The 25,321-nt window shown below is 63.7% G+C and carries 20 protein-coding genes and 1 pseudogene; 8 read left to right on the top strand and 13 right to left on the bottom strand.

Annotation, left to right across the window (positions count from 1 at the left end):
- Positions 1 to 143 precede the first annotated feature (143 nt).
- The 4 genes from ACN0WF_RS12475 (at position 144) to ACN0WF_RS12460 (ending at position 4,464) form a co-directional block, all read left to right on the top strand.
- On the top strand, positions 144 to 830 hold the full coding sequence (locus ACN0WF_RS12475; protein WP_417773152.1) for a sulfotransferase family 2 domain-containing protein: 687 nt from the start codon (positions 144 to 146) through the stop codon (positions 828 to 830).
- Positions 831 to 899: 69 nt separating this feature from the next.
- Positions 900 to 1,313, top strand: a complete 414-nt coding sequence (locus ACN0WF_RS12470) for a hypothetical protein (protein WP_417773151.1) — start codon at positions 900 to 902, stop codon at positions 1,311 to 1,313.
- Positions 1,314 to 1,490: 177 nt separating this feature from the next.
- On the top strand, positions 1,491 to 3,149 hold the full coding sequence (locus ACN0WF_RS12465; RefSeq protein WP_417773150.1) for a DEAD/DEAH box helicase: 1,659 nt from the start codon (positions 1,491 to 1,493) through the stop codon (positions 3,147 to 3,149).
- Positions 3,150 to 3,405: 256 nt separating this feature from the next.
- Positions 3,406 to 4,464: a GGDEF domain-containing protein gene (locus tag ACN0WF_RS12460; RefSeq protein WP_417773149.1), complete on the top strand. Its 1,059-nt coding sequence runs from the start codon at positions 3,406 to 3,408 to the stop codon at positions 4,462 to 4,464.
- Between the two features lie 122 nt (positions 4,465 to 4,586).
- Here ACN0WF_RS12460 and ACN0WF_RS12455 read toward each other — a convergent pair whose 3' ends face one another.
- The 9 genes from ACN0WF_RS12455 to ACN0WF_RS12415 all read right to left on the bottom strand — a co-directional run bounded on the left by ACN0WF_RS12455 (position 4,587) and on the right by ACN0WF_RS12415 (position 12,542).
- Positions 4,587 to 5,015 carry an EamA family transporter gene (locus ACN0WF_RS12455; protein ID WP_417773148.1) on the bottom strand — a complete coding sequence of 143 codons (429 nt, stop codon included), beginning with the start codon at positions 5,013 to 5,015 and terminating at the stop codon, positions 4,587 to 4,589.
- A 55-nt stretch (positions 5,016 to 5,070) separates the two neighbouring features.
- The gene (gene sufA / locus ACN0WF_RS12450) at positions 5,071 to 5,457 is read right to left on the bottom strand and encodes a Fe-S cluster assembly scaffold SufA (RefSeq protein WP_417773147.1); all 387 of its coding nucleotides are present in this window, start codon (positions 5,455 to 5,457) and stop codon (positions 5,071 to 5,073) included.
- Between the two features lie 209 nt (positions 5,458 to 5,666).
- Positions 5,667 to 6,071, bottom strand: coding sequence for an SUF system Fe-S cluster assembly protein (locus tag ACN0WF_RS12445; protein ID WP_417773146.1), 405 nt, complete (start codon positions 6,069 to 6,071; stop codon positions 5,667 to 5,669).
- A 7-nt stretch (positions 6,072 to 6,078) separates the two neighbouring features.
- A complete protein-coding gene (locus tag ACN0WF_RS12440; RefSeq protein WP_417773362.1) occupies positions 6,079 to 7,332 on the bottom strand; it encodes a cysteine desulfurase in 1,254 nt (417 codons plus the stop codon).
- A gap of 21 nt (positions 7,333 to 7,353) precedes the next feature.
- On the bottom strand, positions 7,354 to 8,682 hold the full coding sequence (sufD, locus tag ACN0WF_RS12435) for a Fe-S cluster assembly protein SufD (RefSeq protein ID WP_417773145.1): 1,329 nt from the start codon (positions 8,680 to 8,682) through the stop codon (positions 7,354 to 7,356).
- Between the two features lie 17 nt (positions 8,683 to 8,699).
- A complete protein-coding gene (sufC, locus tag ACN0WF_RS12430) occupies positions 8,700 to 9,455 on the bottom strand; it encodes a Fe-S cluster assembly ATPase SufC (RefSeq protein WP_417773144.1) in 756 nt (251 codons plus the stop codon).
- A 43-nt stretch (positions 9,456 to 9,498) separates the two neighbouring features.
- Entirely contained in the window at positions 9,499 to 9,786 is a 288-nt protein-coding gene (locus tag ACN0WF_RS12425; protein WP_417773143.1) for a cytoplasmic protein, read from the bottom strand.
- A complete protein-coding gene (sufB, locus tag ACN0WF_RS12420; protein ID WP_417773142.1) occupies positions 9,783 to 11,255 on the bottom strand; it encodes a Fe-S cluster assembly protein SufB in 1,473 nt (490 codons plus the stop codon). The genes ACN0WF_RS12425 and sufB overlap by 4 nt, the downstream gene beginning before the upstream one ends.
- Positions 11,256 to 11,348: 93 nt before the next feature.
- Entirely contained in the window at positions 11,349 to 12,542 is a 1,194-nt protein-coding gene (locus ACN0WF_RS12415) for a cysteine desulfurase family protein (protein ID WP_417773141.1), read from the bottom strand.
- A 454-nt stretch (positions 12,543 to 12,996) separates the two neighbouring features.
- Here ACN0WF_RS12415 and ACN0WF_RS12410 point away from each other — a divergent pair, with 454 nt between their 5' ends.
- Entirely contained in the window at positions 12,997 to 13,653 is a 657-nt protein-coding gene (locus ACN0WF_RS12410; RefSeq protein ID WP_417773140.1) for an alpha/beta hydrolase, read from the top strand.
- A gap of 325 nt (positions 13,654 to 13,978) precedes the next feature.
- On the opposite strand, the gene ACN0WF_RS12405 is transcribed toward ACN0WF_RS12410, so the two are convergent.
- Entirely contained in the window at positions 13,979 to 14,365 is a 387-nt protein-coding gene (locus ACN0WF_RS12405) for an NADH:ubiquinone oxidoreductase subunit NDUFA12 (protein WP_417773139.1), read from the bottom strand.
- A gap of 169 nt (positions 14,366 to 14,534) precedes the next feature.
- Entirely contained in the window at positions 14,535 to 15,236 is a 702-nt protein-coding gene (locus tag ACN0WF_RS12400) for a response regulator (RefSeq protein WP_417773138.1), read from the bottom strand.
- An 867-nt stretch (positions 15,237 to 16,103) separates the two neighbouring features.
- Here ACN0WF_RS12400 and ACN0WF_RS12395 point away from each other — a divergent pair.
- The 3 genes and pseudogenes from ACN0WF_RS12395 to ACN0WF_RS12385 all read left to right on the top strand — a co-directional run bounded on the left by ACN0WF_RS12395 (position 16,104) and on the right by ACN0WF_RS12385 (position 22,007).
- Positions 16,104 to 19,823, top strand: a complete 3,720-nt coding sequence (locus ACN0WF_RS12395) for a vitamin B12-dependent ribonucleotide reductase (RefSeq protein ID WP_417773137.1) — start codon at positions 16,104 to 16,106, stop codon at positions 19,821 to 19,823.
- A 417-nt stretch (positions 19,824 to 20,240) separates the two neighbouring features.
- Positions 20,241 to 20,423, top strand: a pseudogene (locus ACN0WF_RS12390) (AAA family ATPase); the annotation flags it as partial.
- 390 nt (positions 20,424 to 20,813) lie between these two features.
- Positions 20,814 to 22,007 carry an AAA family ATPase gene (locus tag ACN0WF_RS12385; RefSeq protein WP_417773361.1) on the top strand — a complete coding sequence of 398 codons (1,194 nt, stop codon included), beginning with the start codon at positions 20,814 to 20,816 and terminating at the stop codon, positions 22,005 to 22,007.
- Positions 22,008 to 22,723: 716 nt separating this feature from the next.
- On the opposite strand, the gene ACN0WF_RS12380 is transcribed toward ACN0WF_RS12385, so the two are convergent.
- Both ACN0WF_RS12380 and ACN0WF_RS12375 read right to left on the bottom strand, forming a co-directional pair.
- Positions 22,724 to 24,223 (bottom strand): methyl-accepting chemotaxis protein, encoded by a 1,500-nt coding sequence (locus tag ACN0WF_RS12380; protein ID WP_417773136.1) that lies wholly within the window; start codon positions 24,221 to 24,223, stop codon positions 22,724 to 22,726.
- Between the two features lie 52 nt (positions 24,224 to 24,275).
- Positions 24,276 to 24,680, bottom strand: a complete 405-nt coding sequence (locus tag ACN0WF_RS12375) for a hypothetical protein (RefSeq protein ID WP_417773135.1) — start codon at positions 24,678 to 24,680, stop codon at positions 24,276 to 24,278.
- Positions 24,681 to 25,321: the final 641 nt, after the last annotated feature.

The raw sequence follows: 25,321 nt of genomic DNA, 5'->3' as shown, positions 1-25,321 counted from the left end.
CGGTAGGGTGAACCGTATGCGGGAATGCACCGCACACCTGCAACCGACACGCGGGGACAGGGCACGACCGGGCCTTGCCCATCCACGGGAGACGACCGCTGTTCAAACCGATCCTGCGCGCTGTTGAGCGGCGCCGCCGCCCCTTGAGCGAACACAGCTTCCTGGTTCTTGCCGGCATGGACCTGGCCTATGGCCGTTGCCCGCACGCCGGCAGCGAGGGCGTGCGCGATGCTTTGCTGCGGCTTGCCCGACGCCCCGGCGGGGACCTTCCCGCGCAGGAACACCACACCGACTACACCACCGGCACGCTTGGCTCCTGGGTGGACGGGCTGACGCTGCTTTCCGGGCGCCAGCTCGCGCGCCAGTACCCACGGGCAACGGTCTTCGCCGCGATCCGGGATCCGCTCGACCGGCTCGCCGCCTGCTACGGCGCATGGACAGCGGACACACCGCATTCCCTGCCCCGGCCCGCGGCGGCTGCTGGCCTGACCTTCGCCGATTTCGTCGCCCATGTCTGCGCGACCCCCGACCTGAAGAGCCCCAACGCCTTCCGCAGCCAGACCGCGATCCTGTCGCACAAGGGCCGGCTGCTGCCGACCCATCTCGTGCGTCACGAGCGCAGCGAGGCCGACTGGAACGCCCTGCGTGAGCACGTGCGCGATCGCGGGCTGGGCGATATCGGCGCCCTCCCCGCCGGCCCCGACATGACTGCGGAAACGCGTGCGGATCTCATCGGCGAGCTTACGCGGGATCTTCTCGAAGCGGTGCGCCGGCGCTATCGTGCGGACTACGATATCTTTTACCCGGATGCGGCCCGGTCCGCCGCCTAGGCGTTCCCCGCGCTGCCCGTGACCGAGACAGGCCCGCTCCCGAGACAGGCCGGTTCCAAGGACGACACCATGCAGAAGACGACACGCGCCCTCCGCTTTGCCGTTCCCGCCCTCGCGCTCTGCCTGCTCGCGCCGCACGCCGCGCACGCCGATCCGGTTTCCGACATGCTGCGCGCACTGCCGGCGTCCGTGCAGGCGGTCAGCCGCGTTCCCGGCCCCGAAAACAAGGACGTCACGTTCTTCATCGTCCGTGAGGACAAGCGCGACAGGCTGTTCCTGGCCAAGGGCGGCGACAGCCTCGTTGAAATTGCGGAGGCGGCCGAAACCGGCGGCCGGGTGAGCGGACTGCGCTCGGAAATGGACGACCTCGGCCTCGCCGCCTTTGTCGATTTTCGCGACGGAAACGGCGAGGAAACGACCTTCGAGCTGTTTCTGGAGGGCGATGACCCCGAAGCCTACATATTTCGGCCGGCAAGTAACTGACGCGCGATCGCCAGAGCCCCGCCGCGCGCAATTCTTGCATGCGCGGGGCGGGAACCTTCGAAAGATTGACAATTTATTTTGAAACTGTAGTGTGCGCGCCAAGGTACCGGCCCAAAGCGTCCTGCGGGGCCGGCAGGGTAATCAGGTCCTCACGACCCGTCTTGATCATAAGGTAATATGTCCTTTTCCTCACTCGGACTGAGCGAAAAAGTGCTCGCCGCCGTGGAAGCGGCTGGGTACACCGAACCGACCGCGATCCAGGCGGCCGCCATCCCCCACGTGCTTCAGAAGCGTGACGTTTTGGGTCTCGCGCAGACAGGCACGGGCAAGACGGCGTCCTTCACCCTGCCGATGCTGACCCTTCTTGAGAAGGGCCGCGCAAGGGCGCGCATGCCGCGCACGTTGATCCTCGAGCCGACGCGCGAACTCGCCGCGCAGGTCGAGGAGAACTTCAACAGATACGGCGTCAACCACAAGCTGAACGTCGCGCTGCTGATCGGCGGCACGTCCTTTGGCGACCAGGGCAAGAAGCTCGACCGTGGCGTCGACGTGCTGATCGCAACGCCCGGCCGCCTGCTCGACCACACCGAGCGCGGCAAGCTGATGCTCCAGGGCGTCGAGATCCTCGTCATCGACGAGGCCGACCGGATGCTCGACATGGGCTTCATCCCGGACATCGAGCGCATCTGCAAGCTCATCCCCTTTACGCGCCAGACGCTCTTCTTCTCGGCCACCATGCCGCCGGAGATCCAGCGTCTCGTCGACACGTTCCTGCACAATCCGGCTCGCGTCGAGGTGGCACGCACCTCCTCCACCGCCGAGACGGTGACGCAGAACATCGTCGCCTCGGACTCCAAGGATGCCGAGAAGCGCGCCACCCTGCGCCGGCTTGTCGACGACGCGGGCGAGGATCTTGCCAACGCCATCATCTTCTGCAACCGCAAGCGCGACGTGCAGACGGTATTCCGCTCCCTGCAGCGCCACGGCTATTCCGTCGGCGCACTGCACGGCGACATGGACCAGCGCTCGCGCATGGCGACGCTTGACCAGTACCGCAACGGCGAGCTGCAGCTTCTCGTCGCCAGTGACGTGGCCGCGCGCGGCCTCGACATTCCCGCGGTGAGCCACGTCTTCAACTATGACGTGCCGACCCACGCGGAGGATTACGTCCACCGCATCGGCCGCACCGGTCGCGCCGGGCGCAGCGGCGCAGCCATGTCGATCGTCACGCCGAACGACCAGAAGTACCTGGCCGGCATCGAGAAGCTGATCGACAAGAAGATCCCCTGGCTGGACGCTCCGATCGATTTCGACGCGGTCCAGAGCGAGGGTCGAGACCGTCGCCGCTCCTCCGGCAGCACGCGCGGCCGCAAGCCCGCGGGCGAGGCCCTCTCCGAGGACGCCGCTGCTGCTCCGGAAACCGCCCGTTCGAGCGAACGCAAGCCGCGCGCCCGCAGGCCGAGCGCACGCAAGGCGGCAGAGGATACGGCCAAGACCGACGAGGTCCAGGTCGTCGACGCGCCGAAGCCCCAGGCTGAGGCCGCGCCGAAGTCCGAGCCGCGCAAGCCGGCGGAACAGCGCAAGGCGCAGGCGCCCGAGACTGGACGGACCGAAGGGTCTGCCGGTGGCGAGCGCAGGCAGGCAGAGCCGCGCCGTGGCCGCGGCCAGCAGCAGGCCGACAACGGCAACAACAACAAGCAGCGCCGCAACAATGATGGCGGCGGCAAGTCCCGTCGCCGTGGCGGCGAGCGCGACGACGAGCCGGTGATCGGTCTCGGCGACCATGTTCCCGCTTTCCTTCTGCGCGATCCGCGTGATCGCAAGAAGGCCGGCTGAGACCCGCGCGAGTTCTGAAGAGCTGACAAAAGGCCCGCCAACGCGGGCCTTTTTTGCGTTCCGGCACCGCCATGCCAGAGCCCGCCCACGGCGTGCTGCTGCCGTTGCCGGGACAGGCCGCGCTTGGCAACACGAGAGTGCATGAATTGAGGCACGCTTAACTGAGGCTTAACGCCTGAATGAGAAACTCTCCGCCATTCCGGTGGCAAGGAGTGCCTCAGCCGGTATGCGTGCTCAGATCACGTGTGGATTTGCGATGGCTCAGGAAGACGACCATAAGCGAACCATCGTCTATGGCGATGCAGCGATGAAGTATATTCGCAAGAATACACTTCCCGCATATCCGCGTTTCTACGAATTATGGTATACATACGCTGCAGGTTTCAATCATTCATTGAACCGCGCGGTCAACGAGATCGCTGGAGATGGCAATCCGATCAGCACGGAACAGCTCCAGCAGGTCTACAACAGCTTCCTGTCCCCCACCAAGATCGGCGACCGCATCGACGAGGTCGGCGAAAAGATCTCCGAGGAGATCCACACGATGGTGGACCTGCTCGGCCAGAGCGCCGACACGGTCGCGGAGTACGGCGCATCGCTGGCAGGCGTGCAGTCTGAACTCGAGCGCCTGAAGGACCCCAAGCAGCTCAAGGCGCTCATCGGGCACATCATCAAGGCGACCCAGGACACTGCGTTGTCGAACCGGGCTCTCGAGAAGCAGCTCGTCGACTCCCGCCGCCAGATCGGCGACCTGCAGGAGAACCTCGAGGCGATCCGCCACGAATCCCTTACCGATGAATTGACCACGCTGAGCAACCGCCGGCACTTCGACCAGACGGTCGAGCGCATGGTCTCAGAGGCGGCAAAGACGCAGGAGCCGCTCACCCTGCTGCTCACCGACATCGACCATTTCAAGAAATTCAACGACACCTATGGCCACCAGACCGGAGATCAGGTTCTTCGTCTCGTGGCCCTGGCCGTCAAGCAGAACGTCAAGGGCCACGACGTGGCCTGCCGCTATGGCGGCGAGGAATTCGCCGTGCTGCTCCCCCACACGTCGCTGCGCCAGGCCGTGACCGTCTCCGAGCACATCCGCCGCGCCGTCCTGTCGAAGGAACTGGTGAAGCGCTCCACGGGTGAGAATCTCGGCCGCATCACCATCTCCATCGGCGTGTCCTCCTTCCGCCCGCGCGACACCGTTCAATCGATGATCGCCCGCGCCGATGCCGCCCTCTACGCCGCCAAGGCGGCAGGGCGCAACCTCGTGCGCTGCGAGACGGATCCGGACGTGGAAACGGACATCAGGGTGGCGTAAGGCGGCGTCCGCGTCTCCGCGCGCCCCTCTTCTTGGCATCGATCACAGACAGCCATGCGCGCCGCCTCGAGCGTCAATCGGGATGGAAACAGGCGGCAGCACGTTGTCGCGCCGCGCGTCACTCACTTGCGCGCCATCACCAGCAGCACACCGGCGAAGATCAGGCAGATGCCCAGCCATGCCTTGAGGCCGAGCCGTTCGCCCAGGAAGATCGCGCCGAACACCGCGACAAGCACGACGCTCAGTTTGTCGACGGGGGCGACCCGACTCGCGTCGGCGAGCTTGAGGGCGCGGAAATAGCAAAGCCATGACGCGCCGGTCGCAAGGCCGGAGAGGATGAGGAAAAGCAGGCTGCGCGGGGCGATCTCGGAGGGCGGGCGATACTGCCCGGTAAAGATCACGATGCCGGCGACCAGCAGCAGGATCACCAGAGTCCGGATCAGCGTGGCGTAGTCGGAGGAAATCCCGTCGACCCCGACCTTGGCGAAAACAGCCGTCAGCGCGGCGAAGGCCGCCGCGCCGAGTGCCCATAGTTGCCAGGTCAGTGTCACGCTTGCGAGCGCTCCCCTGGCGCGGTCGTGGCCGAAACGGCCCCGTGGGGGGCGATCATGCGCCGCCCGCGGGGGCTCCCGCCAGCGCGCCGTCCACCGGCTTGAGGTTCACCGATTCGCCGCACCCGCAGGCCGAAACCTCGTTCGGATTGCGGAAGACGAAGCCGGAGCGGAACTTCGTGACCTCGTGGTCCATCTCGGTGCCGAGCAGGAACAGCGCGGCGGACGGGTCCACGAAGATCTTCACGCCCTTGTCGTCGATCACGTCGTCTCCGGCCTTCGCTTCCTCGACGAGGCTCATGTCGTATTCCATGCCGGCGCAGCCGCCCTTCTTGATGCCGACGCGAAGGCCGACGACGGGCTTGGTGGAATTCTCAATGATCTCGCGCACGCGCTCCGCGGCGGCGTCCGTCAGCTTCAGCACCTGAAATCTCGAAGCCATGATGATCCTCTCGGGGGTTTGCCGGCGATGGGCCTGGCTGGGCGGGGTGCTTTCCCTCGCCTTGCGGGCCGCGCTCGCCTGCTTGCGGATCCTTCGGGCGGCCGGGACGCATCTTGCGCACCGCCGCCCGCTCTTGTTCCCAATATAGGGTCTTGCGACCGCACACGCCAGTTCGCGCAAACCCGGTGTCCGGGAGCGCGCGGGCGCGCTCAGTACCAGTTGAGCGCGACCTTCGCTTCTTCCGACATGCGATCGGGCGTCCAAGGCGGGTCGAACACCATCGCCACCTCGACCTGGCCGACGCCTTCGACCGAATTGACCGCGTTTTCCACCCAGCCGGGCATCTCGCCGGCAACCGGACAGCCCGGCGCGGTCAGCGTCATGTCGATCTTCACCGAGCGATCCTCCTCGATGTCGACCTTGTAGATCAGGCCGAGCTCGTAGATATCGCAGGGAATCTCCGGATCGTAGACGGTCTTCAGCGCACCGACGATGTCGTCGGTGAGCCGTTGCAGTTCCGTCTCGTCAAAGCCGGACGCTGGCGACTGGATCTCCGTCGCATGATCCTCGTCCACCTCGCGGGTGATGCTCGCTATAGCCGTTTCGTCGCTCATCTCGCCCTCACGCGAAAAAATCATGGGCTTTGCGAAGGGCCTCGACCAGTCGGTCGACCTCGTCCTTCGTGTTGTAGAGGCCGAAGCTCGCCCGGCAAGTGGAGGTGACTCCATAGCGGGCGAGAAGCGGCTGGGCGCAGTGGGTGCCGGCGCGCACCGCCACGCCCTCGCGGTCGATGATCGTCGACACGTCGTGGGCGTGCACGCCCTTCATCTCGAAGGAAACAATGGCCCCCTTGCCGGGCGCCTCGCCGAAGATGCGAAGCGAGTTGATCTCGCCGAGCCGCTGGTGGGCGTAGTCGCGCAGCTCCGCCTCATGGGCGGCGATGCGCTCGCGGCCGACGCCATCCATGTAGTCGAGCGCCGCCGCAAGACCGATCGCCTGGACGATGGGCGGCGTGCCCGCCTCGAAACGGTGCGGCGGAGCGTTGTAGGTGACCATGTCCTCGGTAACGTCGAGGATCATCTCGCCGCCGCCGTTGAAGGGCCGCATCCGCTCCAGATGCTCCATCTTCCCCCACAGCACGCCGATGCCGGTCGGCCCGTAGACCTTGTGGCCCGTCAGGCAGAAGAAATCGCAGCCGAGCGCCTGGACGTCGACGGGCATGTGCACCGCCGACTGGCTGCCGTCGACCAGAACCGGAATGCCGCGGGCATGGGCGATGTCGCAGATCTCGCGGATCGGCACCACGGTGCCGAGCACGTTCGACATGTGGGTGATCGCAACCATCCTGGTGCGCGGCGAAAGCGCTTTCTCGAAGGCCGCCAGATCGAAGGACCCGTCCTCGGCGACCGGCACCCAGCGGATCACCGCGCCCTGCCGCTCCCGCAGGAAGTGCCAGGGCACGATGTTTGAGTGATGCTCCATGATCGACAGGACGATCTCGTCGCCCTCGCCGATCCGATCCGCGCCGAACGTCTGGGCGACGAGGTTGATCGCCTCGGTGGTCGAGCGGGTGAAGATCACCTCGTCGCCCGACGGCGCGTTGAGAAAGCGTCGCGTCGTCTCGCGGGCCGCCTCGAAATTCTCCGTGGCGGTGTTGGAGAGGTAATGCAGGCCGCGGTGGACGTTGGCATATTCATGCGAATACGCCTTCGTCACCGCGTCGATGACCGCCTGCGGTTTCTGCGCGGAGGCGCCATTGTCCAGATAGACAAGCGGCTTGCCGTAGACTTCCCGCGACAGGATCGGGAAATCCTTGCGGATCTCCGTCACGTCATAGGGGCCGACGGCTCCGGCTGGCTGCGATGATGCGGTCATGCTCATGGGCGTGTCCCCTTGTTACTTGCCCTCGGCGAGCCATGCGCCGATGCGTCCCTCGAACGCCTCGACGATGGTCTCGTCGCCCATCTCCTCGACCGCCTCGGACAGGAAGGCCAGCACCAGCAGCGTGCGGGCCTCGTCCTCGGGAATGCCGCGGGCGCGCAGGTAGAACAGCAGGTCCTCGTCGATCTCGCCGCTGGTCGCGCCATGGGCGCACTGCACGTCATCGGCGAAGATCTCGAGCTCCGGCTTCAGCGCCATCTCCGCGTCTTCCGACAGAAGCAGCGACTGGGTCATCATCTGCCCGTCGGTCTTCTGCGCATGGGGGCGAACGATGATCTTGCCCTGGAAGATGCCCTTGGCACCGTCGCCAACGACGGTCTTGAAGAGCTCGCGGCTCTCGCAGTTCGGTACCGCGTGATCGACGACCAGCGTCTGGTCGACGTGCTGACCGGCCCGCACCATGGTGATGCCGAGCAGGTCGGCGCGCGAATCCTCGCCGGTGAAGGAGACGAAGGACTGGTGCCGGGCAAAGCCCGCGCCAATGCCCGCGCCGATGAGCTTCACCCGCGTCTGCGCCCCCATCGTCAGCACGGCCGTGCCGACATGGGTGGTCCCGGCGGCTTCCGCCTGCAGGCGGGCGACGGTGATCTCCGCCCGGTCGCCGGCGCGGATATCGGTCAGCGTGTTGGAGAAGCTGCCCTCGGCGCCGCCGAGGAAGTTCTCCAGAATGCGCGCGCTGGCGCCCTCGCCCACCCGGATCACGACCCTTTCGGAGGTCGCGACCGGCGTTTCAGCGGACAGCGCGTGAACGATCTCGACCGGCTTCGACAGCGTCCGCCCGGCCTCGATGCGAATGTCGACGCCGTCGGCGCAGAAGATCGCGTTGAGGCCGACCGCCGCATCGTCACGGGCGATCTCCGGCAGACCCATCAGCGCCTCGCCCTCGTCGGCCAGCGCATCGGCGAGCGGGCGCAGCGTGACGCCCTCGCCGGCAAGGCCGTCCACGTCGGAAAGCTCCGCATGGTAATGGCCGTCGACGATGACGATCCGGTGGCGACCGGTGTCGCCATAGACGTCGTCCAGCGCGGCAAGGGCGTGGCCGGCGGCGGCCGCGTCGCGCTTCGGTGCGAAGGCCGGCACGTTCTTCAGCCGGGCGCGCAGGTCGGAGTATTTCCACTCCTCGACGCGCCGATGGGGCAGGCCGTGCGCGCGGAAGGCGTCGAACGCCTCGGTGCGGATCGCGGCAACGCCGGCGCCGCCGGGCAGTGCGCCGCGGGTGCCCTCGAAGGCCGCGGCGAGATCGGTCTCGGCGCGGGTCTCTGGAATTTTCTGGTCAGTGCTCATGTCGTATCCCTCGCGCCTCAGGCGGCCGCGTCGACATAGTCGGCGTAACCGTTCTTCTCCAGCTCGAGCGCCAGCGACTTGTCGCCGGTCTTCACGATCCGGCCCCGCGACAGCACATGCACCACGTCCGGCACGATGTGGTCGAGCAGGCGCTGGTAGTGGGTGATGACGACAAAGGAGCGATCCGGCGACCGCAACGCGTTGACGCCGTCCGAGACGATCTTCAGCGCATCGATGTCGAGGCCGGAATCGGTCTCGTCGAGCACGCAGAGAGACGGCTCCAGCAGCGCCATCTGCAGGATCTCGGAGCGCTTCTTCTCGCCGCCGGAGAACCCGACGTTGAGCGGACGGCGCAGCATTTCCGGCGTGATCTGCAGCTCGGCCGACTTTTCCTTGACCCGCTTCATGAAGTCCGGGGTCGAAAGCTCCGCCTCGCCGCGCGCCTTGCGCTGCGCGTTGAGCGCGGTCTTGAGGAAGGTCATGGTCGCCACGCCCGGGATCTCGATCGGGTACTGGAAGGCGAGGAACAGGCCGGAGGCGGCGCGCTCGTCCGGCGACATCTCCAGGATGCTCTCGCCGTTGTAGAGAATGTCGCCCTCGGTCACCTCGTAGTCGGACTTGCCGGCGAGGATGTAGGACAGCGTCGACTTGCCGGAGCCGTTCGGCCCCATGATGGCATGCACCTCGCCCGGGTTCACGACAAGGTCGATGCCGCGCAGGATCTCGGTGCCGTCGTCGGCGATGCGGGCGTGCAGGTTCTTGATCTCAAGCATTACTCTAACCTTCATCTATGGCTCGGCTGATGCGCCTCACAGGTCACTGTCCAAACCAGCGTCTGTTCATCGCGCGCAGCAGTTGAGGAAACTGTTCCCCACTCACGCCGAGCTCAGCGACGTCCTGAACGGAAATGACGGAATCGATGCCGCAGTCCGGGCACATGGCCGTGACCTCGCTCTCTCCGATTTCGTCACACCATTCGTCGATCTTCTTTGCCAGGAAGACCGCTTCGCAGTGAAAGCAGCCAACAGGCGTGTTGTCCTCGTAGCGTCGGCGTTGCCGGGCGCTGAATTCGTGCGCGGCAACGACGGCTACGGGCGGGATCACCCCACGCTTCCCTCAAGGCTGATCGAGATCAGCTTCTGCGCCTCGACCGCGAACTCCATCGGCAACTGCTGGATCACGTCCTTGACGAAGCCGTTGACGATGAGCGCCACCGCCTCCTCGTCGGACAGACCGCGCTGCTGGCAGTAGAACATCTGGTCGTCGGAGATCTTCGAAGTGGTCGCCTCGTGCTCGAACTGGGCGGAGGCGTTCTTCGATTCGATGTAGGGCACCGTATGGGCGCCGCAATCCTGACCGACGAGCAGGCTGTCGCACTGGGTGAAGTTGCGCGCGTTCGACGCCTTGCGGTGCGCCGAGACGAGGCCGCGATAGGTGTTCTGCGAGAAGCCGGCGGAAATACCCTTGGAGATGATGCGGCTCGACGTGTTCTTGCCGAGATGGATCATCTTCGTGCCGCTGTCGATCTGCTGATGGCCGTTCGACACGGCGATCGAGTAGAACTCGCCGCGCGAATTGTCGCCGCGCAGAATGCAGGACGGATACTTCCAGGTGATCGCCGACCCGGTCTCGACCTGGGTCCAGGAGATCTTTGAGTTCTTGCCGCGGCAGTCGCCCCGCTTGGTGACGAAATTGTAGATGCCGCCCTTGCCGTCCTTGTCGCCCGGATACCAGTTCTGGACCGTGGAGTACTTGATCTCCGCGTCATCCAGCGCGATCAGCTCGACCACGGCCGCGTGCAGCTGGTTCTCGTCGCGCTGCGGGGCCGTGCAGCCCTCCAGATAGGACACATAGGCGCCCTTCTCGGCGATGATCAGCGTGCGCTCGAACTGGCCGGTGTTCTTCTCATTGATACGGAAGTAGGTCGACAGCTCCATCGGGCAGCGAACGCCCTCGGGCACATAGACGAAGGATCCGTCGGTGAAGACGGCCGAGTTCAGCGTGGCATAGAAGTTGTCGCTGACCGGCACCACGGTGCCGAGATATTTGCGCACCAGCTCGGGATGATCGCGCAGCGCCTCGGAGATCGAGCAGAAGATGACGCCGGCCTTCTTCAGCTCTTCCTTGAAGGTGGTGACCACCGACACGCTGTCGAAGACGGCATCGACGGCGACGCGGTTCTTCGGCTCGACGCCCGCCAGGATCTCCTGCTCGCGCAGCGGGATGCCCAGCTTCTCGTAGGTGGCCAGAAGCTCCGGGTCCACTTCATCGAGGCTCTTGGGCCCGGGAGCCGACTTCGGCGCCGAATAATAATAGAGGTCGTTGAAGTCGATCTTGGGATACTCGACCCGGGCCCAGGTCGGCTCGGTCATCGTCAGCCAGCGGCGATAGGCGGCCAGACGCCATTCGAGCATCCACTCCGGCTCGCCCTTCTTGGCGGAAATGAAGCGGATAACGTCTTCATTGAGCCCCTTGGGCGCCTTGTCGGACTCGATGTCCGTGACGAAACCGTACTTGTATTGATCCACATCGATCGACCGGACGCGGTCGATCGTTTCCTGAACAGCAGGCATGCGTGTCTCCATCCACTGCGGTGTCAAGGACCGCGGGTTGTCGCACTATGTAAAGCGGACGCGTACGTCCGCCATGGGTTTCAGAGCCGATCCTCAGGCAGCGCGTCCCGCGCCAGCCCCCCGCATCCGCTCGGAAAGTCGCCGCCAGGCGGCAAGAAAAACTTCGACCTCCTCCGCCCGTGCATCGGGCGAAAAGCTGACGCGCAGGGCGCAGCGGGCAAGCCGTTCCTCCACGCCCATGGCCGTCAGCACATGGGACACGGAGACCTTGCCGCTCGAGCAGGCGGAGCCCGAGGAGCAGGCAATGCCTTCGAGATCGAGCGCGATCAGCGCGGTCTCGGCGGCAACTCCCGGAACGGCGAAGCAGCTTGTGTTGGCAAGTCGCTCGACACCGCCCGAAAATATGAACGTGTCACTCCATATATGGCGAAGACCGCTTTCGAAACCATCCCGGAGCCGACGAATTTCGTCCCAATGGTTGATTTCTTGGGCGCAAAGCTCGGCCGCGATCCCGAAGCCGGCGATGGCCGCGACGTTCTCCGTCCCCGCCCGGTTCCAGTGCTCCTGCCCGCCGCCGGTCAGCAACGGCGCGGGCTTCAGCCCCGCGTTGCGCACCACCAGCGCGCCCGCCCCCTGCGGTCCGCCGATCTTGTGCGCCGAAAGCGCGATGCTATCGGCCTGCCAACCGGCCATGTCGAGGGCGACGCGGCCGGCCGCCTGCACCGCATCGACATGAAGGATGGCCCCGGCTGCCGCGACGATCTCGCCGATGCGCGCCAGCGGCTGCACCGCTCCGGTCTCGTTGTTCGCCGCCATCACCGACACGAGAATGCGCGCGCCCTCGCGCGCCGCCGCCTCGTCGGAAAGCTCCGCCAGCCGTCGCGCCAGATGATCCGCGTCGACAAGCCCGTCGCCGTCCACCGGAAGAAGCTCAATGGCGTCCTTCGCGAAACGTCCCCCGGCGATCACGGAGGCATGTTCGCTCGCCCCGACGAGCAGCCGGAAAAACCGCGCCTCGCCCCTGCCCTTGCGCCAGATCGGCGACAGGGCGGTGACATTGGCTTCGCTCGCACCGGACGTGAAGGTGACATGGGACGCGGGAACGCCGGCAAGCAGCGCCACCTGGGCGCGGGCCTTTTCAATGTGCGCGCGCGCCGCCCGCCCGGCACCATGCACCGACGAAGGGTTGCCCGTGACACCGGTCAGCGCGCGGACGAGTTCGACCGCTTGCGGGCGCATCGCGGCCCCCGCATTGTGGTCGAAGTAGATGTTCGTCCGTCCAGCCATCCCCGGCCCGACCTTTCCCCGTCTCCCGACACCGCGTCCCGAAGCGAAACCCGGCGGCCGGAAAATGACTTCCGGCGTTATCGGCTATTGATGGAAGCCTTGCAATTCTCCATGGAGATCGGGATAAGACATCCCTATATACGCGGGCACAGGCATCGATACGTCCGCCAATCCAGCGCGCTTGTCGACGGATTGGCGCCGATCAGAGCGCGGAGCCCGGCGGAAACGTTCGTCGCCCTTGGCAGAAAAACTTTCAGCCATTGAAGTTTCGAACGATTCTAAAGTAGTTTTAGGTAAGGGGCACAGCCGAGTCAAGCGCGGATCTACGCAGATTCCCGCACTCTCGAATGGCCTGGCCGGCCGCGCGCGCCCATCGGCCGCGCCGGTGCCGGCCCGCGAAAAAGCGCGACAAGGCGCAAGAAAAGGAAGACGAACGCCATGCACGAGGTGGTCCATGCCTGAGGTGATTTTCAACGGACCGGCGGGCCGGATCGAGGGCCGGTTCCAGCCGGCGAAGTCGCGCACGGCGCCGATTGCCCTGATCCTTCATCTGCATCCGCAATTCGGCGGAACGATGAACAACCAGATCGTCTACCAGCTCTATTACATGTTCGCGAAGCGCGGCTTCGCCGTGCTGCGGTTCAACTTCCGCGGCGTCGGCCGCAGCCAGGGCACCTTCGACCATGGCCAGGGTGAGCTTTCCGATGCCGCCGCAGCACTCGACTGGGTGCAGTCGGTGCACCCGGACGCGCGCGCCTGCTGGATCGCCGGGTTCTCCTTCGGCGCCTGGATCGGCATGCAGTTGCTGATGCGCCGCCCCGAGGTCGAGGGCTTCATCTCCGCCGCCCCGCCGGCCAACCTGCATGACTTCTCGTTCCTGGCGCCCTGCCCGTCCTCCGGCCTCATCGTTCATGGCGACGCCGACAAGGTCGTGCCTCCCAAGGACGTTCAGAACCTGGTCGACAAGCTCAAGACCCAGAAGGGCATCACCATCGACCACAAGGTGATCCCGGGTGCCAACCACTTCTTCGAGAACCACATGGACGAACTCATGTCCGAGTGCGGCCAGTATCTCGACAAGCGCCTCGGCGTCACCAGCGAGCTTGCCTGAAAAGACGCCCTTCCGGCTGCAGGCAAGACCCGACCCCGAACATGAAACGCCGGCCCTTGTGGCCGGCGTTTTTCGTTTCGCCCCTCCCTTGCGTGGGCGGAGCCTGGGACGGGACCCCGGTGCAAGAACGGCTTCCGCCGTTTTGCGGAATCCGTTTCTCAACGACCGGAATCGGTTTCTTCGCAATGCCCCGCAAGCCATTGGCGGGAATCAAAAAACCCGGGCACGGACCACGCCGCACCCGGGTTTGAAAGCAGTCTTCGCCGGACAGTCCCACGAACGACCGGGCGCCACGAGCACCCGGGCGCGCCGGAAAGATCAGGGATCAGGCGTCCGGCGACCAGGCCTCATAGTCGCCCGAGACGGTCGGGCGGCTCGCCGGCGTCAGGATCGAGCCCTGCGGGCGATAGGCGGCGGCGGTGCCGGTGTGGTTGCCCTGATGGGGCGCCTGCCAGTCGCGCGGCTTGTAGTCGATCTCGGTCGGCGGGGTATCGGTGCGGTGATGCATCCAGCCGTGCCAGCCCGGCGGGATCATCGAGGCTTCGGCAACGCCATTGTAGATGACCCAGCGCCGCTTGCCGCCGCGCTCGCGGTAGTAGCTGTTGCCGAACTCGTCCTTGCCGACGAATTCGCCCTTGCGCCAGGTGAAGAAGCGAGTGCCCCAGGTGGCGCTGTTCCACCAGGTGAAGAACTGAATGAGGAGCGTTTTCATGGCGCCGAGCCTGTCGTTTGCATTCATTTCGTCACGCAATAGCGCAAGGCGCGACATTTCGCAATGCGAAGCGACGCTTCGCCGCCCCCGTCCCTCATGCGCCTTGCCGCTGTTTCCGCCCTCTCAGGGCTCCTTCCGGGGCTTGCCGGCACTCTGCCTCGCCCCTGCCTCAGGCGGCGGAAGACTGCGGCTTGCCGCGCGCGACCTGGGCGAATCGCTGCCGCAGCGCCGCCTCCGCATCAAGCGGCAGGCCATCCTCGCCCGCGATGACCGCATCCTGCCCCAGCACCAGCGCCGGTTCGGCCGCCGTCTCCGCCCGCCGGTCGCGCCGGCGCGCCTCCGCTGCCACCTTGCCGAGATTGCCCGCGCCGATCTGCTGCCACTTGCGCGCCTTGGCATCGAGGCTCTCGGCCACCCCGTCGACCACATAGCGTCCGTCGCCATTCATGACGAGCGGCCGGCTGTCGTTCAGGGTCCACAGGATCCGGGCGTGGAGCCCGGCCGGCGAAAGCGGCTTGACGAGCACATGCTGCGCGCCGTCGCGCAGGGCCCTGTCGACCAGCGTGCGGGTGCCGTAGGCGGTCACGAAGATCACCGGCAGAAAGCAAAGCGGCGCATTGCGGCGCTGGCGCACCGCGCGCAGCAGTGCGATGCCGCTCATCGGCTTCATCCGCCAGTCACAGATGATCATGTTGGGCGGATCCAGCCGCATCATTTCGAGCGCGGTTGCGCCAGTGTCGTAGGTCCGCACCCGCCGGACCCGGAAACTCAGCAGCGTCGAACGCAGGATCGCCTGCATCGGTTTGGAATCGTCGACCACCGCGATGTCGAGATCTCCGATATCCAGTCCATAGGCATAATGTCTGGTCATGCGCGCCACGAGGCCGTTCCGGTTCAAGTTCAAGGCCTTGCGAGAGTGGCATGGCCGCCTTGCCGGTCGATTGCGGGACTGCGGACAATTTGGCGTCAGTTTCGCTCAATTTGACGTAAAATTGAGTCTAGAATTGTCGCGCTTGTCGTGATTCTGCGCGTCGTCGGGCCACACCGCGATCCCACTCCATCCCCGCGAACGAGCCCGCTCGCCAGGGGCGGAGGATGCGGATCCGGGATACCAGATCTTGTGGCCGCCCACCCGCCTCCGCGACACGGCCAACAGCACGCCGAAGGCGCCCGCGCGGCGAAACCGCGGCGCCCTCGCCCCCTGAAAACCGCGCAAATCCGCGGACTTTCGGGCCTCTGCCCGTTATCCACATCAACACACTACATTTTGTTACACCCACCCAACAAACCACAACAGGTGGCCCCAAGACCCTTGACGGTCACGGGTGATTCACCTTAGGTTCGGGACATCGAGCAATCGTATCCGGTACGGAGCGCTCCAGCGGCGTTCCACGCGTTCTCACAATCGATGTAGACCTCGAAAAAAGCCGACGGTTTCCGATCCGATCGGGCAACGACGTCACCCTGCGCGGTGGTCGGCGATAGCCTTTTCGTGTTTTGGGAACGCGATATGTTGTAACGACCGGGAGCGCGCACACCATATCCAGCGCTCACTCATAAGCAAGACAGGCCGGGCGGACAACGCTCGGCCGGATTTCAGGGAAGGCGATCGTGACGGGTCCGCGCGGCGGCGCGCGCGGATCGCGGCGGCATGGCCGTCTTCTCTCACCCGCGGCCATGCCGCGACCGATGATCGAAAGCCCGCCTGCCGGCGGCGAACGACTGAAGAGGCTTTGGGATGAAAATCGAGCGGCGCTACACCAGCGAAGGCCAGTCGCCCTATGCGGATATCGAGTTCCGCGTGGCCACGAGCGAGATCCGGAATCCCGATGGGTCGATCGTGTTCCGCCTTGAGAACATTGACGTTCCGGCCCAGTTCTCGCAGGTCGCGGCTGACATCCTGGCGCAGAAGTACTTCCGCAAGGCCGGCGTCCCGGCCCGCCTGAAGCCGGTCGAGGAGAACACCGTTCCCTCCTGGCTGTGGCGCCATGAGGCCGATGCCAACGCGCTGGCCGACCTGCCCGAGAACGAGCGTTCCGGCTCCGAGATCGACGCCCGCCAGGTCTTCGACCGGCTCGCCGGCACCTGGACCTATTGGGGCTGGAAGGGCGGCTACTTCGATACCGAGGACGATGCCCAGGCGTTCTATGACGAGCTGCGCTTCATGCTGGCGACCCAGAAGGTGGCGCCGAACAGCCCGCAGTGGTTCAACACCGGCCTGCACTGGGCCTACGGCATCGACGGCCCCGGCCAGGGCCACTTCTACGTCGACTTCGAGACCGGCGAGCTGACCCGCTCGACCTCGGCCTATGAGCACCCGCAGCCGCACGCCTGCTTCATCCAGTCGGTCGAGGACGATCTCGTCAACGAGAACGGCATCATGGACCTTTGGGTCCGCGAGGCGCGGCTGTTCAAATACGGCTCCGGCACCGGCTCCAACTTCTCGCGCGTTCGCGGCGAGGGTGAGAAGCTGTCGGGCGGCGGCAAGTCCTCCGGCCTGATGAGCTTCCTCAAGATCGGCGACCGCGCCGCCGGCGCCATCAAGTCGGGCGGCACCACGCGCCGCGCCGCCAAGATGGTGGTCGTCGACGTCGACCATCCCGACATCGAGGGCTACATCAGCTGGAAGGTGAAGGAGGAGCAGAAGGTCGCCGCCCTGGTGACCGGCTCCAGGATCTGCCAGAAGCACCTCGGCGCCATCATGAAGGCCTGCGTCAACTGCGAGGCCGACAATGGCGACTGTTTCGACCCGGCCAAGAACCCGGCGCTGAAGCGCGAGATCCGCGCCGCCAAGAAGATGATGGTGCCGGAGAACTACATCCAGCGCGTCATCCAGTTCGCGCGCCAGGGCTTCACCAAGATCGAGTTCCCGACCTACAACACGGACTGGGATTCCGAGGCGTATCTGACCGTTTCCGGGCAGAACTCCAACAACTCCGTGCGCGTCACCGACGGCTTCCTGACCTCGGTGATCGAGGACGGCGACTGGGACCTGACCGCGCGCAAGGACGGCCGCGTCACCAAGACGCTGAAGGCCAAGGACCTGTGGGAGCAGATCGGCTACGCGGCCTGGGCTTCCGCCGATCCGGGCATTCAGTACCACACGACGATCAACGACTGGCACACCTGCCCGGCATCCGGCGAGATCCGCGCATCCAACCCGTGCTCGGAATACATGTTCCTCGACGACACGGCCTGCAACCTCGCGTCGCTGAACCTCTTGCAGTTCCGCCAGGACGACGGCGCCTTCGACATCGACAACTACGAGCATTGCGTCCGCCTGTGGACCATGGTGCTCGAGATCTCGGTTCTGATGGCGCAGTTCCCCTCGAAGGAGATCGCGGAGCTTTCCTACCGCTTCCGCACCCTCGGCCTCGGCTACGCCAACATCGGCGGCCTGCTGATGACCTCCGGCATTCCCTATGACAGCGACAAGGGCCGCGCGATCTGTGGCGCCCTCACCGCGGTCATGACCGGCGTCGCCTATGCGACCTCGGCGGAGATGGCCGGCGAGCTCGGCCCCTTCCCGGGCTATGAGGAGAACGCCGAGCACATGCTGCGCGTCATGCGCAACCACCGCCGCGCCGCCCATGGCGAGACCTCCGGCTACGAAGGGCTCAACACCGATCCGGTGCCGCTCGACCACGCCTCCTGCCCCGAGCCCATCCTTGTGGAGCGCGCCCGCAACGCCTGGGACAAGGCGCTGGAGCTTGGCGAGAAGCACGGCTACCGCAACGCCCAGTCGACCGTGATCGCGCCCACCGGCACCATCGGCCTGGTGATGGACTGCGACACGACCGGCATCGAACCCGACTTCGCGCTGGTGAAGTTCAAGAAGCTGGCCGGCGGCGGCTACTTCAAGATCATCAACCGCGCCGTGCCCGAAGCGCTGCGCACGCTCGGCTACAGCGAGAGCCAGATCGCCGAGATCGAGGCCTATGCGGTGGGCCACGGCTCGCTCGACCAGGCTCCGGCGGTGAACCCGGGCGCCCTGCGCGCCAAGGGCTTCGACGACGCGGCGCTGGCCAAGCTCGCCGACGGCATGAAGTCGGCCTTCGACATCAAGTTCGTCTTCAACCGCTGGACGCTTGGCGACACACTGCTGACCGAAACGCTCGGCGTTCCGGCCGAGAAGCTGGACGATCCGGAGTTCGACCTGCTCACCCACCTCGGCTTCTCGAAGGCCGAGCTCGAGGCGGCCAACACCCATGTCTGCGGCGCCATGACGCTGGAGGGCGCGCCCTTCCTGAAGGAAGAGCACTACGCGGTCTTCGACTGCGCCAACCCCTGCGGCCGCCTGGGCAAGCGCTTCCTGTCGGTGGAGAGCCACATCCGCATGATGGCGGCCGCCCAGCCGTTCATCTCGGGTGCGATCTCCAAGACGATCAACATGCCGAACGACGCGACCGTCGAGGACTGCAAGGACGCCTACATGCTGTCCTGGCGTCTGGCGCTCAAGGCCAACGCGCTCTACCGCGACGGCTCCAAACTGTCGCAGCCGCTGAACTCCCAGCTTCTCGCCGATGACGACGAGGACGAGGATGACGTGGCCGAGGCGCTGTCGGCGCAGCCGATGGCGGCGCGCACCGAGGCGGTTGCCGAAAGGATCGTCGAGCGCATCATCGAGCGGGTCGTGGAACGCAACATCCGCGAGCGCGAGAAGATGCCGGACCGCCGCAAGGGCTACACCCAGAAGGCGCGCGTCGGCGGCCACAAGGTGTATCTCACCACCGGCGAATACGGCGACGGCCGCCTTGGCGAGATCTTCATCGACATGCACAAGGAAGGCGCCGCCTTCCGCTCGCTGATGAACAATTTCGCCATCGCCATCTCGCTTGGCCTGCAGTACGGCGTGCCGCTCGAGGAATATGTCGACGCCTTCACCTTCACCCGCTTCGAGCCGGCGGGCATGGTGCAGGGCAACGAGGCGATCAAGAACGCGACCTCGATCCTCGACTACATCTTCCGCGAGCTGGCCGTGTCCTATCTGGACCGCAACGACCTGGCCCATGTGCCGCCGGAATCGCTGTCGACCACCTCGATCAGCGCCGGCGAGAACGAGGGTCGCCCGGCGGGCGGCGCCCACAGCGGCGTTGTCTCCAAGGGGCTGGTGCGCGGCCAGACCGAGCGCTTCCGCCTGGTGAGCAATCCGGGCGAGCCGGCAGGCACGCTCGGCGGCGGCACGACCAAGACCGCCTCCCCGTCCGGCAGCGTCCAGGGCCGCACGAGCGCCATCGCCACCGCCTTCAAGCGCGATGTCGCCATCGAGGCAGCCCCGGAAGCGGAAGTCGGCAACACCAGCGCCCAGCCGGCCCACAGCCATGCCCAGCAGATCGCCCAGGCCCGTATGAAGGGCTACGAAGGCGAGAGCTGCTCGGAATGCGGCAACTTCACCATGGTGCGCAACGGCACCTGCCTGAAGTGCGACACCTGCGGCGGCACGAGCGGCTGCAGCTGAGGACAGAGGGATCGGGGCCGTTGCGCAAGCGGCGGCCCCGCCTCGCGTCCTGCGGACCGATCAGGCCAGCGTCAGACCGATACGGCTCCGAAAACACGAAACCCGCCCATCGGAAACGATCGGGCGGGTTTTTGTTGGGGAGGGGGAGCAAGAACAGACTGTCAGCTCCTGGAAATTGGCTCACCCGAACCGACGTTCGTCGGGACAATTTCTGCGGTAGCTTTCGGCCCGGAGCCGACTTTCGTTTGTCGATCTGATGCTGCGGTAGCGTAGGAGCAAGTCAATAGCGGCCAATGCCCTGTCGCCGAGCGCAAGAAGCCGAGTAGGGCACTGAAATGGAACTTTTAGTCATACATTTTAGCGAGGCGGATAACCTAGGCACTCTGTACGCTGTCGATATTTGCGCATTCAGCACAAATGGATAAGGTTGCAAGCGGAACCAGTGGTTGTCTCACACTATGGAATCTCACAGGCAAGATGATTGATCGGATATCAATCGAGAACTTCATGCGGCTCAGTGATTGCCGCAACATTCCGCTTGGCCCCCTTACGCTACTCGTGGGTCAAAATGGTTCTGGCAAGTCGTCAATTTTAAAGGCGCTACACTGGGCTGTGAGGTGCGCGTCGCTTGCGGAGAATAGCAGGCTTCCTCTTGAACGCATGGATTTTGTGCCTTCTGTGGACTTTCGTTCCCTAGCTAACCGCTCGACGCTTCAAGGTCGAGCAAGGGGTGGTGCGTCGACCAGACCCGTAGTTGTAACATTCAATCAGGGGATTGAGGCGGGTTCGATTAAGCTAAAGGCACTGGGAAATGATGCTGGAGTCAGCGTGGAGTCGGTCGGAGCTATAGTCGACGGACTCGCGACGGAGGAACCGCAATCCGCCTACATTCCGGGCCTAGCCGGACTGGCCGAACATGAGACCATCCTTGCCTCGCCAGTCTTCCGAAGACGGGCCGCTTCTGGCGATGGCGGTGCGGTGCTTAGGCAGATGTTGCTCAACATCCACTCTGCCGAGATGAATACCGGGGACGGGGATGTTGAACTGCCGGAACTTGGAGAACTGGTTGGACAGGTGATAACTGGCGCCCGTTTCTGGGTTAAGTTTGACCAACGCAGGGACTCATTCATCCGAGCTTGGTTTTACACGCCTGACATGAGATACGCTAGAGGAGGGAATAACTACTCAACTATGCGGCGTCCGCTAGAGATGGCGGGCACAGGGCTCCTTCAGATTACCCAGATCTTCGCTTATCTTCTCGTATTTCGTCCGCGCCTCCTCCTGATTGACGAACCCGACGCGCATCTGCACCAAACAAGCCAAGAGAAATTGATCTCCGCGCTAGAGGCGGCTGTAAAGAGGTTTCCAAATACACAGACCATAATCTCAACCCACTCCCCGAGGTTGGTCCGCGTCGCAGGCCAGTCCACGAGTGTTGTCTGGATCGAGGATGGTGCGGTGAGGGACGACGGAAAAGAAGTCCGGCTTCGGATGGGGTGGGGTGCGCTCGATAAAGACATCGTCCTGTTCACTGAGGACGAAGATACCAGTTACTTGCAGTCGATACTCGACCAGTGGCCGCACCTAGCAAACCGCACCGTTATCTGGCCGTGTTTTGGTGTGTCGAGCATCCCGGATGGTGATAGGCTTGCCAAATTGAGAGATAAACACGGCGTCATGACTATCGTGCATCGCGACCGGGATTTCATGAGAGATGACGATGCGGAGCGTTGGAAGATCTACAAACAGTACGACCAAAACAACATTCCCGTGTGGTTCAGCCCCGGTTCGGATATCGAAAGCTGCTTCCAAACGGCCGACCACATCGCCAACGCAATGGATGTGGACCTAGAGGTTGCCGAACAAGGCCTCGTGTATGCACTGCGGGAGCTTGACGAAGGGCAAGTTAGTGCCAGCTTTAATGAAGCCTACAATCAGGCTGTTCGTCAGCTACCTGGGCAGGCTAATGCCATCGGAAGGTGGGGAGAACTAGGCCATTTCTGTCAGTCGACGGTGAAGGGCAAGGACTTCAAAAAGGCTCTGCACCGTGGCCTCCAGCAATTGCTCCCTGACTTAGGACAGGCACGAAGGCTCGGAAATATGCGATTAATCTACCAAGGTAATCCGGACAACGCGATTTGCGACGATCTTCGCGTGCTTCTTCAGAGACTGGTGGATGAGTAGCTGTCGTCGCACCTACGCTAAATTTCCCCCCCATACGAATCATTGACGGTGTAGCAAATGTCCGCTTCCCGCCCTATCAAGACGTTATCGCGATGCGCAGCGAATGGCAGCTTTCGGGAAGTTCTTGAAGTACATTGAACGGTCGCCATGGGGACACAAAGCGGTTGTTCGGATCTCCTTGTCGGAATTCTCCCATCTCACGCGCCCCTCTCCAGCGTCACCCCGGGCAAGGGCCGTAGGCCCGCGCCCCGGGGTACATTGGCACCCTCAGCGACAGCGGAAAGCCCCCGGGCAGGCGCGGGGATGGCAGCGCCTCCCGATGGCGATGTCCCATGCGGATACGTGGATTGGACTCCGGATCTCCGCTGCGCGGCATGCGAGGTGACGAAAGCGGCGCTCGGTCGACCTCGTCACCAATCTCATCAGCAACACAGTCAGGCGGCCGCCCAGGCTGCCCAATGTCATGCGGGACCGGCAGTCCCACGCAACTGTTCAGGGGCCACGCGCCAGGAACGCGGAAGGGGCCCATGCTTCCGCACGGGCCCCTTCCAAACTTTCACTCTCGCACGGTTCAAGCGGACAGGGGGCGGCTCACCGCGTGGGCTGAATGGACCCTGCAGGCGCCCACCGGCTTTGCGGGAAGACGTACGGACATCCGCCCCGCCTCGTGCTCGTCATCGCCCTTGAAATCGCCATACCCTCGCAAGCGCGCAGGATCATATGGCTCTTGTTTCCTTCAGGTAGTCGTCCACTTCGACTCTCAAGGCCTGAGACTGCTTGGAAAGCTCCTCGGCCGTATCGACAAAGTTTCCTACAGACTTGAGGTTCCCCTCGGAAACATTGGCCACATCCGAGATGTTGTGGGCAACGTCTTTCACTCCGTTCGCGGCCTGTTCGACATTGCGCGCGATTTCCCGGGTGGCACTGTCCTGCTCCTCAATGGCGGCGGCGACGGAAACCGAGATCTCCTTCACCTTGCCGATCGTTCGACCGATGCCATCAATGGCATCAACGGCTTCTTGCGTGGCGCTCTGGATTTGCGCAATCTGGCTTCCGATGCTCTCCGTCGCGCTCGACGTCTGATTTGCCAGTTCCTTGACTTCCGCTGCCACAATGGCAAAGCCCTTGCCGGCATCCCCGGCCCTGGCAGCTTCGATGGTGGCATTGAGGGCCAGAAGATTGGTTTGCTCCGCAATGGCAGTGATCATCTGGACAACCTCGCCAACCTTGAGCGAGGCCTTGGCCAACCCCTGAATCTTCTGGTTGGTTTCTTCTGCTTCCCTCGCAGCCCCATTGGCAATATCGGTCGACTGGGTGATCTGCATGCTGATCTCGGCGATCGACGCTGAGAGCTCTTCGGACGCTGCCGCCAATGTTTCGAGATTGATCGAGGTCTCATTGGCCGCCTGAGACATGGTCTGGCTTTGTTGGTTGGTCTGCGTCGCTCCGGCAGCCATTTCCTGGGCCGACGTCCGAAGATTGGACGATGCGGAGGACAAATATCCGACAACACCCGCGACGCTCTTGTCGAGCTTCTCAGCCAACGCAAACATGGCCGTCCGCTTGGTTTCTTCCTGCTGGGCGCGGTTCCTGGTTTCTTCCACCAGTTTGCTCGCCTCGGTCTGAGCCAGGTTCAGATCCTTCATCGCCTGATGATTTTCCGTGAACTGGCGATTGATGCGATAGGCCAGCCAAAGCATCGGCCCGCCCACGAGCACAACATATGTGGCATGGATGAGGAAATGGTGCAGAACGTATTCGTTCGTCGGCCAGATATAGAGCGGCAGAAGCAGAGAAAAGACCACGTGGTGCACGGTCGCCAGTGCATTGACTATGAGGATAGTGCGCCAGCAGCAGTAGATGACCAGAACTGCATTCAGAACGAAAAACAGCATGTGGGCATCCAGAACCAGCCCATCCGGCAATCCGCTGGCGCTAAAAACCAGCAGCGCCCAGTCAGTGGTCAGGGCCGCCCCAATGGCAAATCTGGTCGCCGGCCCAATCGGATCCTTGAGAAACATGAGCGTCGTGGCGCCGGCAAGCGCTGCTGCGACCACGGATGTCGCCAGCACTGGCGCAGACGCATAGGAAGCCACACTTCCAATAACGAGCACCATGAACCATAGGCATGCAATGAAAGCCTTGCTCGCTATCTGGCGAAGTCTTGTAAGCTCTGGAGCGGTTTCCACAACGGAAGACGGGGATGTCGCGTGCATTTCTGGCCTCTGGGTAAGCGTGATCAGGGTTAAGCCGATTTTGTTCTTTCTATTAGATGTTGCTGCCGTATTTCGTTGTTGATCTCGGACTGCAGCCTCCGATACCAAAGGAGCTGATGACCGTCCAAGCACCGAGCGCCTTCACCTTTGCCGAGTAATCCTGTTGCTCTGGCAAAACCATCACAAACGTTCCGTCAAAGTAGGATCGTATAAGTTTTGATGCAGGCGTCAGAGCACGGGTAATCGCCTGCTGCTCACCCTCCCACGGAGATGAAATGACAATAACCGGAGAACCATCTGAAAAACTAAACAAGGTCAGATAGCCAACAACCAAAAATCCAGCAACGCCGATTATGGCCATCGGCACGTAGGATGAGATCGAATACTCTGAATTGACCTGATATTTTTGCATGGAATATTTTTCTATTGCCGTACCACCGACAGAGATCCAAACCAAGAAACCGGAATTCCTTGTTGAACCTTACGTAATGCAACAATAGTCACGTCCATTTAATGAGGGCTTAATTTGACCGGCGAGCGATCAGGCCAGCAGTCCCAGTGGTTAAATCAAGTTTAATAAATCGAAGTCAGTTCGAACGTGAGCCGAACCTGTGCCCTCTCCGATCCGCGGGCAGGATCTGGCGATATTCAAGCCATCCGTCGCATCTGCGGATCAGGCCGATTGAGCCCATTTCTTTACCAACAGCCCCGTGCCGGCGGCCCGCCATCCAAGACCGAGGGGGCGGGCGCTGGCGGTTGCAGTGGGGCCTTCCATTTTCGGATGGCGGCGTTCGTCCTTGAACCCTTGTCCAAATTCGGGGGAGCTCAGGTCACCTCGCCCCCTATCTCACGAGCAACACCGACAGGTGGTAGCCACGGCTGTGCATGTCGGCATAGCCATTGGTCAACTCGAAGAAGTAGAACATGTCCGGGATCGCTTCCGTTGACGTCCAGAACTTCGCCCCCTCGCCAAAGTCGGAGGCAGCGATATCGGGAAAGGCGACGCCATCGATCTTCGGACTGGCCTGCCCCTATCGGGTGGTCCGGTTTCAGTCTTAGTGCATGATGGGTCTCGGCGCCAAGGTAGATGCCTGGGGC

This window comes from Stappia sp., assembly GCF_048268045.1.
GTDB lineage: Bacteria > Pseudomonadota > Alphaproteobacteria > Rhizobiales > Stappiaceae > Stappia.
Note: the sequence above shows the minus strand (reverse complement) of the source record. Positions and strands in the feature narration are given on the sequence as shown.